Consider the following 15,343-nt stretch of genomic DNA (forward strand, 5'->3'; position numbering starts at 1 on the left):
CGGCGGGGGCGGCCATCCGCCGCAGGCCGCGTCCCGGGCGCCCCGCTTCCAGGTGCACCGCAGCGGGGCCGGACGCAGCCTTCGGCAGCTGCTACGGGGTTTCCAGCCCCACCTGTCAGATCTGACAGGTGCGCCCGCAAACACCCCGGTGCTACGTTGCGCTGAACCGCCGGCACCCCGCCGGCGCCCCGAGGAACCCGCCATGACTTCAATCGTCCGGCTACTGCGGCAGCTGCATGCCCGGCTGGCCCTGCACCCCCCGCACACGGGTAATCCTGCCCTGGAAGCGCCTAACTTGCCCGCGCGCCGCAGCGGCTTGAACTATCAGGACATGGCCAACGACCAGCAGCCCATCGCCGTGCAGTTCCCCAATTACGTGGACAGCGCAGTGGGCGATGGCATGACCTTGTATTGGGACAACGTCGAGGTGGCTTCCGACGTCTTCAACCCCGATCACCAGGCCTTGGGCGTGGTGACCTTCCTGTTGCTGCCGCGCGACATTCCCCTGGGCAGAGCCTGGCTGGACACCAATGCCGAATACCCGCTGCACTACCATGTGCTGCGCACCAGCGGCAATGACGTGTTCTCCGCCGAGACCTCGGTGCTGGTCAAGACCACGGTGCCCGGCGGCCTAGACCCCAACCCAACCACCCCCGAGAATGAAAACCTGGCGCTGCCCCAGGGCATTCCCGAGAACCTCGACATCAACGCCCCGTGGCAGACGGTAGAGGTCGTCATTCCCCTGTGGCTGAACGCCTACCGGGGCGATGTGCTGACGCTGTACTGGGCCGGCGAGCGCATCGTCCACGTGCTGACAGCTGAGCAGGAAACCGCCCCCAGCATCACCATCAGCGTGCCCCGCGCCTTGATCGTCGCCCACCTGGGCCAGGGCATCATCGTCACCTATGACGTGCGCGACGTGGTCAACAACTGGTCGCGCTTCAGCTTCCCCGTGCGGGTCAACGTGGAAGACGGCTCGTTGCTGCTGTATCCACCCGACATCAACGAGGCGCCGAACGGCATCCTGAACCTGGATAGCCTGGGCACGCACGACGTGACCGTTTATATCCCGGCTAACCGCGATACGATCGACAATGGCATGACTGTGGAACTGGTCTGGACCGGCACCACAGCCCAGGGCGCAACGCTCCAGCACAAGCAGACCCACACGCTGGCAGGCACCGATGCAAACCAGGGCTTCACCCTGGTGGTGCCCAACCGCGAAGCGGCGCCCTTGTCAGGTGGGCGCGTGCGGGTGGTGTACCAGACGCAAGTCAACGGCCAGCCGCGGCGCTCAAGCGCCGCCGAAGCCGTGGTGGTGGGCACCGCCCTGAGCCTGGGCTTGCCCGACGTGCAGCACGTCAGCGGCACCACCCTGCAACTGGCATTAGTGGGCAGCGGTCCGGTCCAGGTCACCGTGCCGGTCTACGACGTGATGGCCGTGGGCGACGGCATCGACCTGGTCTGGCGCGGCACCACCAGCAGCGGCACGGCGGTGGAATACACCGCCCACGTCAACGTCGACAGCGTCCAGAACGGCCAGCCGGTGCTGTTCGCCGTGCCCAATGAAAACGCCGTGGTGTTGGCGGGCAGCAACGACCTGCGGGTGTCCTACCGGGTGACAACGGTGGACCAGGTGCCGCACGACTCGCCAGTGCTTACCCTGAGCGTGACGGTCGTGGGCGGCACCTTGATCGCGCCCTGGCTCAAGGACTTCCCCAACGCCGTCATCGACCTCAGCCTGGTGGGCGCCAGCACCCAGGTCATGGTGGGCGGCTACACCGGCAAGGCGGTGGGCGATCTGATCACCGTCTACTGGCTGGGCGATACCTACTCCACCTCACCGTACTACCCGGTACACGCCGGCAACCTCAACCAAGACATCGCTTTCACCATCGCCAGAACGCCCCATATCGAAGGCAACAGCCGGGTTGAACTGAGCTACCACGTGGCGCGGGCCGGCGGCGGCAGCGCCGGCTCCCTGACCCTGCCGGTCACTATCCAGGCCGGCGGCAGCCAGCCATTGCCACTGCCAGTGGTGGTGGAAGCCAACCCTTACAACGTGCTGGACCCGGCGAACGCCCGCAACGGCGCCACCATTCGCATCACCGACCCCAACTTCCTGCTCGGCGACGCAATTGCCGCTTTCTGGGTAGGCAGCGCCGGGCTGGGCACGCCCGAGTTGGCCTGGGTGCCTTATGTCAGCGGTTTCACCCTGGACGTGCCGGTACCGGCCAGCGCCGTGGCCGCCAACCTGGGGCGTGCGGTGGACGTGCTGTATTCACGCATTCGCGGCGGCGTTGCCAGCCCGACGTCGGACAGCCTGACCCTGCAAGTACGCGACTTCGCGGCGGGTACCTTGCCCCAGCCGAAGATCCTCACCGTGACGGGCAGCAACCTGGACCTCAACACCTTGCTGGGCGACGCCACCGTGCATATCGAACCGTGGCCGTTGATTGCCCAGGGGCAGGCGCTGTGGCTGCGCTTGCACAGCACCGATGACCAGAATGAGCCGTGGAGCACAGAGTTGATCATCGCCGGAACGGTGACGGCAGCTGAAGTGACAGCCGGTGTTAGCCGGGTAATACCGCGGGCGGTGTTGTTGAAGTTGCAGAATGGTGCGGCGGTTAACCTGGAATTTAAAGTTGGTTTCGGTGGCGGCCTGGATGAAGGCGCTGCTACGGTATTTCCTCTTGGGAGTTATGTGATGATTAATGTCGTGTTGAATTTGGTTGCGCCGGTTGTTGAACATCAGGCCAACGGCTACCTTGATCCTGACTTGGTACCTTCCACTGGTGAACCAGTAAAGGTTGACTATACCGGCAAGGCCGATGGCCAGCAAGTCAGCGTGCTGGTCCAGGCGGCGGGTTTGCCACCATATAAAACTCCCCCACAGACGGTGGCGGGACAAGGGGTTTTGAATTTTATACTACCCAAATCGGTGTTGGATGCTTATCTCGGCAAGCCTACTTCTATTGAATATACCGTGACGTTGGTGGCTGGGGCGCTGGAGCAGACCTCAGAGGCAACACTGTTTAAGTATGGGGAGGAAGGGCCGCCGGAGGGGACTATTGAGTATGCTGATTTTGGTGGAACTGATCTGGGCGGTTGGATTAAATCGCAGGATACTAACATTACTTACCATCCATGGACAACTCCTTCACATATAGAGCTAACAGGAACCAGCAGGCTAAATCTAACAAAAAACTTTACTTTGGGCGTCGGTCGCTACCGGCTAGAGCTAAGAATAGACGCGCTCTTGGTGTTGATAACGGTTGGGGGCGTTAGATTTAATGGAGGTAACAATCCCGGTTTCAACGTGCATTTTGCAGAATTCGACCTTTTCCCGACCCCTACTCAGGATGTAACAATAACAATTGGGTCAGATAACACTGGTGCTAGTCCGGCGAAATTTGACTATGTCTCGTTGACGCAAATAAGATGATGTGATTATCAGAGTGTTAGTGCACTTATTAGATAGGGTAGCCTGACTACAGCCATCTCTAAGGGTGGGCCCCTACTTGCCACAACCCTGCCAGGCTCCCCGGCAGGATTGTGGCATTTGCTTGACACACTCCTTCACACCCCATTCCTTGCCACTTCCTAGGTGCGCTCGGAGATCAGGTTTGACTACCTGCACTAAGAAATCCGCAGCACCATACCGCTTGTTTCAGACCTCAACGCCTGAGATAAGTGTTATGGCAGCTGCGTGTGGGAGGCCCCTGGTGGCGGGTGTACGCATAACCCCCGTAGCAGCTGCCGCAGGCTGCGTCCAGGCGCGCCTCACGCGTCGCCCAGCCCCAGAGACTGCAAAATCTGCGTACGCAGGTTCACCAGGTACGGATCATCCCGCCGCCGCGGATAACCGCGCTCCACGACAATCTCGGCCTTCACCCGCGCCGGCCGCTCGCTGAAGACGATGATGCGGTTGGCCAGCAGCAGCGCTTCTTCCACGTCATGGGTCACCAGCAGCGCGGTGTAGCCCTGGCGCTGCCACAGTTCGATCAGCTCCTTCTGCATGGCGATGCGCGTCAGCGAATCGAGCTTGCCCAGCGGCTCGTCGAGAATCAGCAGGCGCGGTTCGTTGACCAGCGCCCGCGCCAGCGCCACCCGCTGCGCCATGCCGCCGGACAGTTGCCGTGGCCAGGCGCGGGCAAACTCGGTCAGGTGCACCTTGGCCAGGGCGGCGTCCACCCTGCCCCGCTGGCTTTTGAGCACGCCCTGGGCTTCCAGCCCCACGGCGACGTTGTCCCACACCCGCCGCCACGGGTACAGGGTGGGGTCCTGGAACACCACCACGCGGCTCGGGTCGGGGGCGCTGATGGGCTGGCCGTCGCCGTTGAGGGTGCCACGGTCGGCGGGCTCAAGGCCGGCCACCAGGCGCAGCAAGGTGGATTTGCCGCAGCCAGACGGCCCCAGCAAGGCCACGAATTCGCCGGGGGCTACATCGAGGCTGACGTTTTCCAGCACCGGCAACGGTTCGCCATCCAGGTGGAAGGCGTGGCTGAGGCCTTCGATGTGCAATGCAAGGCCCGCGCTATGGGGTTTGTGCAGGGCTACCATTTGACCGCTCCTTTCTGCCACGCCAACAAGTGGTCACGCACATGGAACAGCGCCGAGATCAGCCCGGAACAGGCCAGCGCCATCACCAGCAACGCCGCGTACATATTGGCGTACGCCGCCCAGCCCTGGGCCCATTGCAGGTACCAGCCGATGCCGGACTTGACCCCCATCATCTCCGCCACCACCAGGGTCGAGAACGACGCGCCCAGGCCCATGAACAGGCCCACGAACACATGGGGCAAGGCCGCGGGAATGGCGACCCTGAAAATCAGGAAACCGGGTTTTGCGCCCAGAGTGCGGGCCACGTCGTAGTAGGCCTTGTCGACACTAGCCACCCCCGACCAGGTCAGCACCGTGACCGGGAACCAGGTGGCCAGGGCAATCAGGAACACGCTGGCGCTCCAACTGCTGGGGAACAGGAAGAAGCACAGCGGCAGCAGCGCCGTGGACGGCACCGGGCCGAGGATGCGCAGCACCGGGTGCAGCCAGTAGCCGATGGCCCGGGACCAGCCGATGGACACCCCGGCAATGAAGCCGAACACCGCCCCCAACGCCACGCCGCTGCCCAGCAGCAGCGCGGAATGCCAGAGGCTGTCGAACAGCCGTGGCCAGTCGCTGAGGTAGACGTTGAGCAAGGCTTGCGGCGGCGCGAAGAACGGCACCGGCAGCAGCGCCAGTTTCGCCGTCGCAAGCTCCCACACGCTCAGCAGCAGCGCCAGCGCAATCAGCCAGGGCGCCAGGTGGCGCAAGCGTCGGGCCAGGGGCAACGAACGCGGCGCCAGCACCGCCAGCGCGCCAACGATTACCGCCAAGGCCAGCTCAACGTTGGCCAGCCCCTCGGTCAACGGCCAGTGGCGGGTGGCGTCCGGGTAGAAGCGCGTCAACAGCGCCGCCAGCAGCCAGGCGGCCACCGCCACGGCCGGGCGCCAGCCCACGCGGGCACGTGGAGTGTTGGCGCGGGTGGCGGCATGGGTCAGTTCAACTGAAGACATTGGCCGTGATCTCCTTGGCAAAGTCGACGGCGTTGGTGCTGGCATCAAACACCTCCACGGTCTTAAGGTCGTCCACATAGGTGACGATCTCGGTGGCCAGCGCCGCGCCCACGGCGTGGTGGCCGTGGGTGTGGGAATGGAGGATGGCCTGCACTTCGGCTTCGCTGGTGTTGACGGCAAATTTCTGGAAGCCCTTGGCCACGGCTTCCGGGTGCTGCACCGCGTAGTCGTGGGCTTCGAGGATGGATTGGGTCAAGGCGGCGGCCACGCGCTTGTTGTCGCGCACCAGCTTGCCGGTCACGCCCACCACGCAGCACGACAGGTTGGCGTATTCGTCCACCAGGTTGGTGGACAGCTCGCGCGCCTGCCCATCCTTGAGCAGCCGGTACATGAACGGGTCGGCGCCGCTGATGGCCTGCACCTCGCCCTTGGCCAGGGCGGTGCTGAGCAGGTCGGCGGGGTACAGCTTCCATTCCACATCGCGCACCGGGTCGACGCCGTGCTTTTTCAGCAGGATGGAGAAGAAGTTGCGGTCTGGCGCGGCCATGTCGGTCACGCCGATGGCCTTGCCCTTGAGGTCGGTGAGGCTGTTGATGGGGCCGTTGGTAGCGCTCAGCAGGCGCAGGCAACCGCCGTGGGTGCCGGCGGTGAGCTTGACGTCGAAGCCCTGCTCCAGCGCTTTCAGCCAGCGCAGGGCCATGCCGATGCCGGCGTCGGCCTTGCCGGTGGCGATGGCTTCGAGCAGCACTTCGGTGGAGTTGCCGAAGTTGACGAACTCCACGTCCAGGTTGTGTTTGTTGAAAAAACCTTCGCCGTGGGCGATGACCACCGGCGCCAGGCACACGGCATTGAGGTTGATGGCCAGCTTGAGCTTGTAGGGCGCGTCCAGCTTGATGAAGTCGCCAGTACCGGGCGGCTCGGCGCCCATCTGCATGGGGTCGTGGTCTTCAGCCCAGGCGCTGCGCGGCAAGGACAGCAGCAGTGGGCTGGCCAGGGCGGCGGCGCCCAGGCCGAGCAGGTGGCGGCGCGACAAGGTGTTGAATGGCATGGGAGGTTCCCTGGGCAAGCGTGGGGGTGTTCGGGTCCGCGCGCACGGTCGCCGAGGGATTTTTTAGAACCTTAACACTAGGCTTTTAATAATTTAAATTCATTTAATGCATAAGTTAATATGCAAAATTGTAGGGCGAGGACGCCGCCTTCGGCAGCTGCTACGGGCCGCTTCCGCTTACCAGCTGTAGCCCACCTTCGCGTAGTAGAACGCGCCGCTGTAGCCATACGGCGAGAAGGTGCTATAGGCCAGGTTGCCGCCGCTGGAGGAATAGGCGTTGAGCTTGGCCGGGTACTGGTCGGTGACGTTGTCGCCGCCCAGGGTGAACAACCAGTTCCTGTAGCGGTAGTCCACGGCCAGGTCCAGCACCCAGGCGGCCTGGAAGTGCTGGTCGTTGACGGCGTCGGCCTGGTAGCTGGTGTACTCGCCGTAGCGCACCAGGGTGCTGTGCAGCGCCCAGTTGCCGTAGTTGAAATCGTTGCCCAGGGTCAGCTTGTGCTCAGGCGTGGTGTCGCCCAGCAGGCCGTCCTTCTCGCGGCGGTCCACGCGTTGCAGGTTCACGCCCAGGGCGTCGAGCACCGCCGGGTTGGCCTTCACGTCGGTGACCTTGGTGTGGTTGTAGTTGTAGCCCAGGGTGCTGTTCCAGCGCACGCCGTTGTCGAACTGGTAGCGGTAGTTGGCCACAAGGTCGATGCCGTCGGTGCTGGTGTCGACGGCGTTGGTGAAGTAGCGGGCGCTGGTGTAGTTGATGTCGCCCACGCCGTTGGCCTGCAGATAGGCAATGGCGGCGTTGTTGAGCACCAGGTTGGAGGACAGGGTGATGCGGTCGTCGATGTCGATGCGGTACACGTCGGCAGTCAGGGTCAGGTTGTCGGTGGGTTGCAGCACCAGGCCCAGGCTGTAGTTGCGCGACTTTTCCGGCTTCAGGTCTTCGGCGCCGAGCAAGCGCGCTACCTGGCTGTTGGCCGGGAACGTGCCCGCCTCCTGCACGGTATTGCCGATCAGCTGCGACGAGGTGTAGGTGAAGTTCTGCTGCGCCAGGGACGGCGCGCGCAAGCCGGTGGAGATGCTGCCGCGCAGCGCCACCTGTGGGGTGAAGGCATAGCGCGCCGACAGCGAGCCGGTGGTGTTGGCGCCAAAGTCGCTGTAGTCCTCGCGGCGCACCGCGGCAGAACCGCTGAGCTTGTCGGTGAAGTCGGTTTCCAGGTCCAGGTACTCGGCCACGTCGTGACGGCTGTAGCTGCCGGCGTCGGCGGCGCGGAAACCACCCAGGCCCGAGCTGCCGCTGCCGAAATAGGAGTCGGGGTCGCCGGCCTTGATCTGGTAGTCCTGGCGCAGGTACTCGGTGCCCACCGACAGCGACACCGGGTTGGCCAGCCAGCCCAGGCGGAACTCGCGGGACAGGTCCAGGCTCAGCTGCTTCTGGTCGTTTTCCAAGGTGCCGTTGTAGAAGTGCGTGGGCGTGGCCAGGCCCAGGGAAGTATTGATGGTGCGGGTGTTGATCTCGTAGGTGTTCTGGCCGTAGTTGGCCGACAGGTCGTAATGCCAGTCGCCCAGCCACTGGCCGCGCACGCCCACCACCAGCGAGCGGTCCTCAAGCGTGCCTTCTATCAGCGGCAGGTAGCCGTTGGGGTACAGCGCCGCGATGTTGTTGGAGGCATTGCTGGCCCGGTAGAACGCCGCGGTCTCGCCGCTGCGGTGGCTGTAGCCGCCGAAGCTGTAGAGCTGGGCGTTGTCGTTGAGGTCGAATTCGCTGTTGAAGAAGACCTTGCCGTCCTTGGTGGCCGGCTCGCCCTGGCGGAACACGTGCTGGCCGTAGGTGGTGGAGCCGATGCTGGCGGTGCGGTAGTCGTCGCCAGCGCGGTCGGTGTAGTCGTTGTTGGCGCCCTCGCCGGAGATGTTGAAGAAACCGCGGTCGCCCAGGGCGAAGCCGGCGTTGCCGTCCAGCTCGCGCTGTATGCCGTCGCCCTTCTTGTAGCCGCCATACTTGGCCGACAGCGAGCCGCCGTGGTTGGCGTCCTTGAGGATGATGTTGATCACCCCGGCGATGGCGTCCGAACCATAGCGCGCGGAAGCGCCGTCGCGCAGCACCTCGATATGGTCGATGGCCGACAGCGGGATGGCGTTGAGGTCGGCCGGCGACGAACCGCGGCCCACTGCCCCGCCCAGGTTGACGAAGGCGCCGGTGTGGCGGCGCTTGCCGTTCACCAGCACCAGCACCTGGTCGGGCGACAGCCCGCGCATCTGCGCCGGCCGCGCCAGTTCGGCACCGTCCACCAGGCTTGGGCGCGGGAAGTTGATGGACGGAATCAGCCGCGCCAGCACCGTGCCCAGCTCGTCCGAGCCGCTGTTGCGCAGGCTTTCCCCAGAGATCACATCAATGGGTGACAGCGACTGGCTGGCGGTGCGCTCCTGGGCGCGGGTGCCGGTGACGATCACCGTGTCCAGCTTGGCGCCGTCTTCGTTGCTGGTGTCGGCGTAGGCGCTGCAGCCTACGGTGAAGAGGCCGGCCGACAGCAACGCTGCCGCCAGCGGGTGACGTTGAAAACCTTGCATGTACCGCTCTCCTTGAATCCCCCACTCAAGGCATCAGTGCCTTGAGCTTGAACGAGCGATCCGTGTGGTGAACGGTGGCGGTCATCCTTGTGTCGTGTTTGTAGAGTCCGGTAGCCCGATGCCATATATCCTATTGCCATTTAAATAAATATTTAAAGACCGAATAGATATATGCAAGGTTCTAAGCCCTGTAGCAGCGGCCGTTAGGCCGCGTCATGAGCGCTGTGGTAAGCCTGATGCACCGCGCATGCAAGACGCCGCCTGGCGGCAGCTGCTACGGGGCTATGGCCGCAGCGGGCCAGTGGTGGAACTCCATGCCCACGGCGCTGCGCGGCGGGAACCCGGGCCACTTGCCGTCGACGACGTTCAGGTAGGCGCTGCGGTCCATGCCCTTGAGCTGCTGGTCGAGGTAGGCGGTGACGAAATGCTGGTTGATGTTGTTCAGCCGCGTGCTGTCCCAGGCCGGCTCGCTGTAGGCGCTGAAGTCCTCAGGGTTGGCGCTGGCAGCCGGCGGTGGCGGGTTAGGCGCGACGTTGTGGCGGGCGTTCTGGTACACCAGCAGGTAGCGGTCGGCGTTTACCGCGCTCTCGGCCAGGCGGCGCACGCCGTCGCCGTAGCCGGCGATATCATCCTGGTCACCCGCCACGAACAGGGTCGGCACGCGCAGGCCCTGCATGTCGAACAGGCCCTGGCGGCCACCCCAGGGCGCAAAGGTTACCAGCGCCTTGATGCGCGGATCGTGCAGGCCGCCCTGCAAGGGCTTCAATGCGCCGCCCGGCACGAAGTTGACGGCGGCGTCGGTCAGCCTGGCGCCGCCCACCAGTAACGCGCCGTAGCCGCCCATGGAATAGCCGACCAGCGCGGTGTGGTCCACGTCCACCCTGCCCGCCAGGTAATGGCCGCTGCCAGGCTTGGCCCAGGCCGCCACCTGGTCCAGCACGAACAGGTCGTCCAAAGGCCGGTTGCGCAAGGTGCTGGCGAACCCGGCCTTGTCGGCGCGGGTGGAGTCGGTGTGGTCGATGGCCACCACCACGTAGCCACGGGACGCCAGGTGCTCGGTGAGGTAGCTCATTTGCAGGCGCGAGCCGGGGTAGCCGTGGGACACGATCACCAGCGGGTAGCGGCCCTGGCTGCTGACCTGCGCATCACGTAGCGCGCGGCCGGCGAACTGGAACGGTGTGTTGGGGCGCTTGGGGTCATTGGCGCCGGCGCCCAGCACGTCGGTGTAGACCGTGCCCGGTTGTTGGCCTTGGGTGAGCGTGGCCGGGTACCAGATTTCCACGCGCAGGGGCCGGTCGTAGCGCTGGTTGGGGTTACTGGCGAGGACGTTCAGCTGGTCGTGATGCACCAGGTTTTCGCTGCGCACGCCGACGTTGAATTCGCCGGCGGCCGCCAGGTCGGGGGCGTCCGGGCGGGCGTCGCCATAGGTGGCGAAAGCGCTGGCAGGCAGCACCAGGGCGCAGAGACAGAGCAGTTGCTGGAGACTCATTGGAGCGACTCATGAAAGATGGTAGCGCTAACATCACAGATTGATCTTCCACCGTCCAATGACCAAATGTCATAGCGATATAAGCCAAAAAGGCCTCGTGGCCAAATACATCACGTCGTGATATAAATGCCCACGTTTTTGGCCAAGGTACCCGTCCCCGTGAATCTCCCGTCCCTTTTGCAACGCTGGCGTCCCGCGCCGTTGCACTTAAGCCCCCGTGAAGTGTTGCGTGCCGCCTTCGGTGCCCTGCTGGGCATCGGCCTGACCGCAGCGCTGTGCACCTGGGCCCTGGGCCTGAGCGCCGACGTACCGCTGTTGATCGCGCCCATGGGCGCCTCGGCGGTGCTGCTGTTCGCCGCCCCCGCCAGCCCGCTGGCACAGCCCTGGTCACTGCTGGGCGGCAACCTGGTGGCGTCGCTGGTGGGCGTGACCTGCGCGGCGTGGATCGGCAACGAAATCGTCGCCGCCGCGGTGGCGGTGGGCGTGGCCATCGGCCTGATGCTGGCGCTGCGCTGCCTGCACCCGCCATCAGGCGCGGTGGCGCTGACGGCGGTGCTGGGCGGGCCGAGCATTCATGCCGCCGGCTACCAGTTCGTGCTCGACCCGGTGTTGCTCAACTCGGCGGTGCTGCTGGGCGTGGCGCTGGTGTTCCACAGTTTCAGCCGCCACCGCTACCCCCACGGCCACGTACCGGCGCCAGCCACCGCGCGCGCCGTGTCGCCGGCCAGCCAGCAATTGCATCAGGCACTGCAAGCCGTGCTGGACGAACGCGATGAGTTCATCGACGTCGACGCCGACGACCTGGAAGCCATCGTCACCGCCACCCTCGCCCGCCTGCATTCGGAGCCACGCCCATGAGCGATGCCCTGGCCAAGACTGATTTCGAAGCCCTGTCGGAGTTCCGCTACCAGTTGCGGCGCTTCCTGCGCTTTTCCGAGGAAGCCGTGCAGGCCCACGGGGTCACGCCGCAACAGTACCTGCTGATGCTGCACACCATGGGCTTCGACGGCCGTGATTGGGCCACCGTCGGCGAGCTGGCCGAGCGCCTGCAAATGGTGCCCCACGGCGCGGTGGCCCTGGTCAAGCGCTGCGTGGCCCAGGCGCTGGTGCAGCGCCAGCGCAACGACGAGGACCGCCGCGAGGTGCGCGTCAGCCTCACCGTCAAGGGCAGCGAAGTGCTGGCGAAACTGGCCTTCCTGCACCGTGAAGAACTTAAAAGCGCCAGCAAGCGTTTCCGCGTGCCGTTCGAGCAGGAGTAAGGCCATGCAGCACAAACGTGATTTTTCCGTGGACCGCCGGCTGTTCCGCCAAGTGCTGCTGGCCGCCGTGATCGGCGCCTTGGCAGTAGGCGCGGCGGCGGGGCTGCTGGGGCTGATCCACCTGTGCACCAACCTGTTTTTCTTCCAGCGTTTTTCCTTCGCCAACACTTCCCCGGCGCAGCACCAACTGGGCTTGTGGGTGATCGGCCTGCCGGTGCTGGGCGGCCTGATCGTCGGCCTGATGGCCCGCTACGGCTCCAGCAAGATCCGTGGCCACGGCATTCCTGAAGCCATCGAGGCGATTCTGTTCGGCCAGAGCCGCCTGTCCCTGCGGGTGGCGCTGCTCAAGCCGCTGTCGTCGGCCATTGTGATCGGCAGCGGTGGCCCGTTTGGCGCCGAGGGCCCGATCATCATGACCGGCGGCTCGCTGGGTTCGCTGATCGCCCAGCGCTTTCACCTCAGCGCTGCCGAGCGCAAGACGCTACTGGTGGCCGGCGCCACGGCGGGCATGACCGCAGTCTTCGGCACGCCGGTGGCGGCGGTGTTGCTGGCGGTGGAACTGCTGCTGTTCGAACTGCGCCCGCGCAGCCTGGTGCCGGTGGCCATCGCCTGTGCCGTGGCCGGGTTCCTGCGCCCGACGCTGATCGCCAGCGAGCCGCTGTTTGCCGTGCAGACCGCGCCGGTCGGCCCCGAGGCGCTGTTCGGCTGCCTGGTGGCAGGCATCGCCAGTGGCCTGCTGTGCACGTTGCTGTCGTGGTCGCTGTACCGGGTGGAAGACCTGTTCGGCAAGCTGCCGCTGCACTGGATGTGGTGGCCGGCACTGGGCGGCCTGGCCATCGGCATTGGCGGCTACTTCGAGCCGCGCGCGCTGGGCATCGGTTTCGATGTGATCGGCGACCTGCTGCACAACCACCTGCTGCTCAGCGCTGCCCTGGCGTTGCTGCTGGTGAAGGCGGTGATCTGGGTGATCGCCCTGGGCTCCGGCACCTCGGGCGGCGTCCTGGCACCATTGCTGATGCTCGGCGCAGGCCTTGGCGCGGCGCTGGGCCATGTGCTGCCCGGCGACCACGGCGCGCTGTGGCCGCTGGTGTGCATGGCCGCCACGTTGGCCGGGGTGCTGGGCGCGCCGCTGACTGCGGTGGTGTTCGCCCTGGGCCTGAGCCACGACCTCAATGCGCTGCTGCCGTTGCTGCTGACCGTGACCGTGGCGTACACGGTGACCATCCTGGTTGCCAAGCGCTCGATCATGACCGAGAAGATCGCCCGGCGCGGCCTGCACATCTACCGCGAGTATTCGGTGGACCCGCTGGAGCGCCACGACGTCAGTGAAGTGATGAGCCCCGCCAAAGGGCCACTGGCGGCCGGCCAGGCATTCGCCCTGCCGCGCGAAACCTGCCGCGCCGTGGCCGGCCGGATGGTGGCGCTGGGCCTGGAAAGCTTGCCGGTGGTGCGCGATGGGCAAAGCCGCGAAGTGATTGGCGTCGTCACCTGCAGCGACCTGCTCAAGGGCACGCTGGCGGTGCACCAGGAAGAAACCCTGGCGTAGACTAGGGGCACCGCCACTGCCCAGCAGGTACATGATGATCGACCCCGAACAGCGTCACCCCGCCGCCCTTGAGCGTTTTCTCGCTGCCCGCGACGACCTCCGCCAGCAGCTGGACCACCTCAACCCGCTGGAAGCCCAGGCCGCCGGCATGACGGCCGCGCAATACCGCGCCGAGCGCCTGCACGAGGCGTTCGAGCAGGAAGCCGAGGCCCAGGGTTTGTTCGCCTGGGAGCTGACCTTGCAATTGACGGCGGCCACGCCGGAAGAATTCCAGGCGCAGCGCCTGGAGGTGCACAAGGAAGTGGCCGAGATGGCCGGCATGAGCTGGGACGAGTACCGCGAGCTGTACGGCCTGTAAACCCCGTAGCAGCTGCCGAAGGCTGCGTCCGAGGCCTTACGCGAGGCCCGGGACGCAGCCTGCGGCAGCTGCTACGGGGGTGGGGGTCAACCCAGGTGGGTGACCAGCTTGGTCACCAGGTACGCCTCGATCGCCTCGGTGCCGCCTTCCGAACCGTGCCCGGAATCCTTTATGCCGCCGAACGGAATCTCCGGCAGGCCGATGCCCAGGTGGTTGATCGACAGCATGCCCGCTTCCACCCCGTCACTCAGGGCCTGGGCAGTTTTCGAGGTGCTGGTGAAGGCATAGGCCGCCAAGCCGAACGGCAGGCGGTTGGCTTCGGCAATGGCCTCCTCCACCGTGTCGAACGGCACGATCAGCGCCACCGGGCCGAACGGCTCCTCGTTCATCAGGCGCATGTCGGTGTTCAGGCCGCTGATCACCGTGGGCGCGAAGAAGTAGCCCGGGCCATCGATGGCCTTGCCACCCAGGTGCACGGTAGCACCCTGGCTGCGCGCGTCATCCACCAGTGCCTGCAAGGCCGGGGCGCGACGGTCGTTGGCCAGCGGGCCCATCAGGGTGCCCTCTTCCAGGCCGTTGCCGACCTTGATCTTGCCGGCCAGCTCGACGAAGCGGGTCAGGAAGGTCTCGAACACCTCACGCTGCACCAGGAAACGCGTCGGCGACACACACACCTGCCCGGCGTTGCGGAACTTGGACGCCACCAGCAGTTGCACGGCCTTTTCCACGTCGGCGTCGGCGAAGACAATGGCCGGCGCGTGGCCGCCCAGTTCCATGGTGGCCGGTTTCATGTGCAGGCCGGCCATGGCCGCCAGCTGCTTGCCCACCGGGGTGGAGCCGGTGAAGGTGACCTTGCGGATCACCGGGTGCGGAATCAGGTAGCCGGAAATATCCGCCGGCACGCCATACACCAGGCCAATCACCCCGGCCGGCACGCCGGCGTCGGCGAAGGCGCGGATCAGCTCGGCGGGCGATGCCGGGGTTTCTTCCGGGGCCTTGACGATGATCGAGCAGCCGGCGGCCAGGGCCGACGACAGCTTGCGCACCACCTGGTTGATGGGGAAGTTCCACGGCGTGAAGGCGGCCACTGGGCCCACCGGCTCGCTGATCACCCGCTGCTCGATGCCTTGGGCGCGCGAGGGCACGATGCGGCCGTAGCTGCGGCGGCCTTCTTCGGCCAGCCAGTCGATGATATCGGCGGCGGCCAGGGTTTCGGCGCGGGCCTCGGCCACGGGCTTGCCCTGTTCCAGGGTCATCAGCGTGGCGATGTGATCGGCGCGTTCGCGCAGCAGCTCGCCGGCCTTGCGCATGATTTTGTAGCGGTCGAAGGCGCTGACCTTGCGCCAGGTCTCGAAACCACGCTGGGCGGCGGCCAGGGCCTGGTCCAGGTCGGCGATGTCGGCATGGGCCACGCTGCCGATGGTGTCACCGGTGGCGGGGTTGACCACGGGGATGCTGCGCCCGTCCGCCGCGTTCTGCCATTGACCGTTGATGTAAAGCTGCACTTGCGGGTACATACGGGACTCCCTCGA

11 protein-coding genes are annotated in these 15,343 nt (G+C 65.5%); 5 read left to right on the forward strand and 6 right to left on the reverse strand.

Annotated elements, in window-relative coordinates; genetic code table 11:
* Window positions 1-202 precede the first annotated feature (202 nt).
* Entirely contained in the window at window positions 203-3,445 is a 3,243-nt protein-coding gene (locus AC0SZ7_RS28135; RefSeq protein WP_475507444.1) for a hypothetical protein, read from the forward strand.
* Window positions 3,446-3,783: 338 nt separating this feature from the next.
* On the opposite strand, the gene AC0SZ7_RS28140 is transcribed toward AC0SZ7_RS28135, so the two are convergent.
* The 5 genes from AC0SZ7_RS28140 to AC0SZ7_RS28160 form a co-directional block, all read right to left on the reverse strand.
* Entirely contained in the window at window positions 3,784-4,563 is a 780-nt protein-coding gene (locus AC0SZ7_RS28140; protein WP_475507445.1) for an ABC transporter ATP-binding protein, read from the reverse strand.
* Window positions 4,557-5,555, reverse strand: a complete 999-nt coding sequence (locus tag AC0SZ7_RS28145; protein WP_475507446.1) for an ABC transporter permease — start codon at window positions 5,553-5,555, stop codon at window positions 4,557-4,559. Before AC0SZ7_RS28145 ends, AC0SZ7_RS28140 begins: the two co-directional genes overlap by 7 nt.
* Window positions 5,542-6,603: an ABC transporter substrate-binding protein gene (locus tag AC0SZ7_RS28150; RefSeq protein ID WP_475507447.1), complete on the reverse strand. Its 1,062-nt coding sequence runs from the start codon at window positions 6,601-6,603 to the stop codon at window positions 5,542-5,544. Before AC0SZ7_RS28150 ends, AC0SZ7_RS28145 begins: the two co-directional genes overlap by 14 nt.
* Before the next feature lie 177 nt (window positions 6,604-6,780).
* Window positions 6,781-9,159, reverse strand: coding sequence for a TonB-dependent receptor plug domain-containing protein (locus tag AC0SZ7_RS28155; RefSeq protein WP_475507448.1), 2,379 nt, complete (start codon window positions 9,157-9,159; stop codon window positions 6,781-6,783).
* A gap of 274 nt (window positions 9,160-9,433) precedes the next feature.
* Complete coding sequence (locus AC0SZ7_RS28160; protein WP_475507449.1) at window positions 9,434-10,648, reverse strand: alpha/beta hydrolase family protein; 1,215 nt, start codon at window positions 10,646-10,648, stop codon at window positions 9,434-9,436.
* A gap of 201 nt (window positions 10,649-10,849) precedes the next feature.
* On the opposite strand from AC0SZ7_RS28160, the gene AC0SZ7_RS28165 reads away from it, so the two are divergent.
* The 4 genes from AC0SZ7_RS28165 to AC0SZ7_RS28180 are packed head-to-tail and all read left to right on the forward strand — an operon-like array spanning window position 10,850 to window position 13,811.
* The gene (locus AC0SZ7_RS28165; RefSeq protein ID WP_475507450.1) at window positions 10,850-11,506 is read left to right on the forward strand and encodes an HPP family protein; all 657 of its coding nucleotides are present in this window, start codon (window positions 10,850-10,852) and stop codon (window positions 11,504-11,506) included.
* A complete protein-coding gene (locus AC0SZ7_RS28170; RefSeq protein WP_475507451.1) occupies window positions 11,503-11,907 on the forward strand; it encodes a MarR family winged helix-turn-helix transcriptional regulator in 405 nt (134 codons plus the stop codon). The genes AC0SZ7_RS28165 and AC0SZ7_RS28170 overlap by 4 nt, the downstream gene beginning before the upstream one ends.
* 4 nt (window positions 11,908-11,911) lie before the next feature.
* Window positions 11,912-13,453: a chloride channel protein gene (locus AC0SZ7_RS28175; protein WP_475507452.1), complete on the forward strand. Its 1,542-nt coding sequence runs from the start codon at window positions 11,912-11,914 to the stop codon at window positions 13,451-13,453.
* Window positions 13,454-13,487: 34 nt separating this feature from the next.
* Window positions 13,488-13,811 carry a DUF6388 family protein gene (locus tag AC0SZ7_RS28180; protein WP_475507453.1) on the forward strand — a complete coding sequence of 108 codons (324 nt, stop codon included), beginning with the start codon at window positions 13,488-13,490 and terminating at the stop codon, window positions 13,809-13,811.
* 86 nt (window positions 13,812-13,897) lie between these two features.
* Here AC0SZ7_RS28180 and AC0SZ7_RS28185 read toward each other — a convergent pair whose 3' ends face one another.
* Entirely contained in the window at window positions 13,898-15,328 is a 1,431-nt protein-coding gene (locus tag AC0SZ7_RS28185; RefSeq protein ID WP_475507454.1) for an NAD-dependent succinate-semialdehyde dehydrogenase, read from the reverse strand.
* Window positions 15,329-15,343 lie beyond the last annotated feature (15 nt).

This window comes from Pseudomonas sp. JC1203, from assembly GCF_056175065.1.

What these genes read in the sequence shown, in the direction of transcription:
- AC0SZ7_RS28135 (WP_475507444.1), top strand. Translation starts at nt 203, where the DNA reads ATGACTTCAATCGTCCGGCTACTGCGGCAGCTGCATGCCCGGCTGGCC.
- AC0SZ7_RS28140 (WP_475507445.1), bottom strand. Translation starts at nt 4,563, where the DNA reads ATGGTAGCCCTGCACAAACCCCATAGCGCGGGCCTTGCATTGCACATC.
- AC0SZ7_RS28145 (WP_475507446.1), bottom strand. Translation starts at nt 5,555, where the DNA reads ATGTCTTCAGTTGAACTGACCCATGCCGCCACCCGCGCCAACACTCCA.
- AC0SZ7_RS28150 (WP_475507447.1), bottom strand. Translation starts at nt 6,603, where the DNA reads ATGCCATTCAACACCTTGTCGCGCCGCCACCTGCTCGGCCTGGGCGCC.
- AC0SZ7_RS28155 (WP_475507448.1), bottom strand. Translation starts at nt 9,159, where the DNA reads ATGCAAGGTTTTCAACGTCACCCGCTGGCGGCAGCGTTGCTGTCGGCC.
- AC0SZ7_RS28160 (WP_475507449.1), bottom strand. Translation starts at nt 10,648, where the DNA reads ATGAGTCTCCAGCAACTGCTCTGTCTCTGCGCCCTGGTGCTGCCTGCC.
- AC0SZ7_RS28170 (WP_475507451.1), top strand. Translation starts at nt 11,503, where the DNA reads ATGAGCGATGCCCTGGCCAAGACTGATTTCGAAGCCCTGTCGGAGTTC.
- AC0SZ7_RS28175 (WP_475507452.1), top strand. Translation starts at nt 11,912, where the DNA reads ATGCAGCACAAACGTGATTTTTCCGTGGACCGCCGGCTGTTCCGCCAA.
- AC0SZ7_RS28180 (WP_475507453.1), top strand. Translation starts at nt 13,488, where the DNA reads ATGATCGACCCCGAACAGCGTCACCCCGCCGCCCTTGAGCGTTTTCTC.
- AC0SZ7_RS28185 (WP_475507454.1), bottom strand. Translation starts at nt 15,328, where the DNA reads ATGTACCCGCAAGTGCAGCTTTACATCAACGGTCAATGGCAGAACGCG.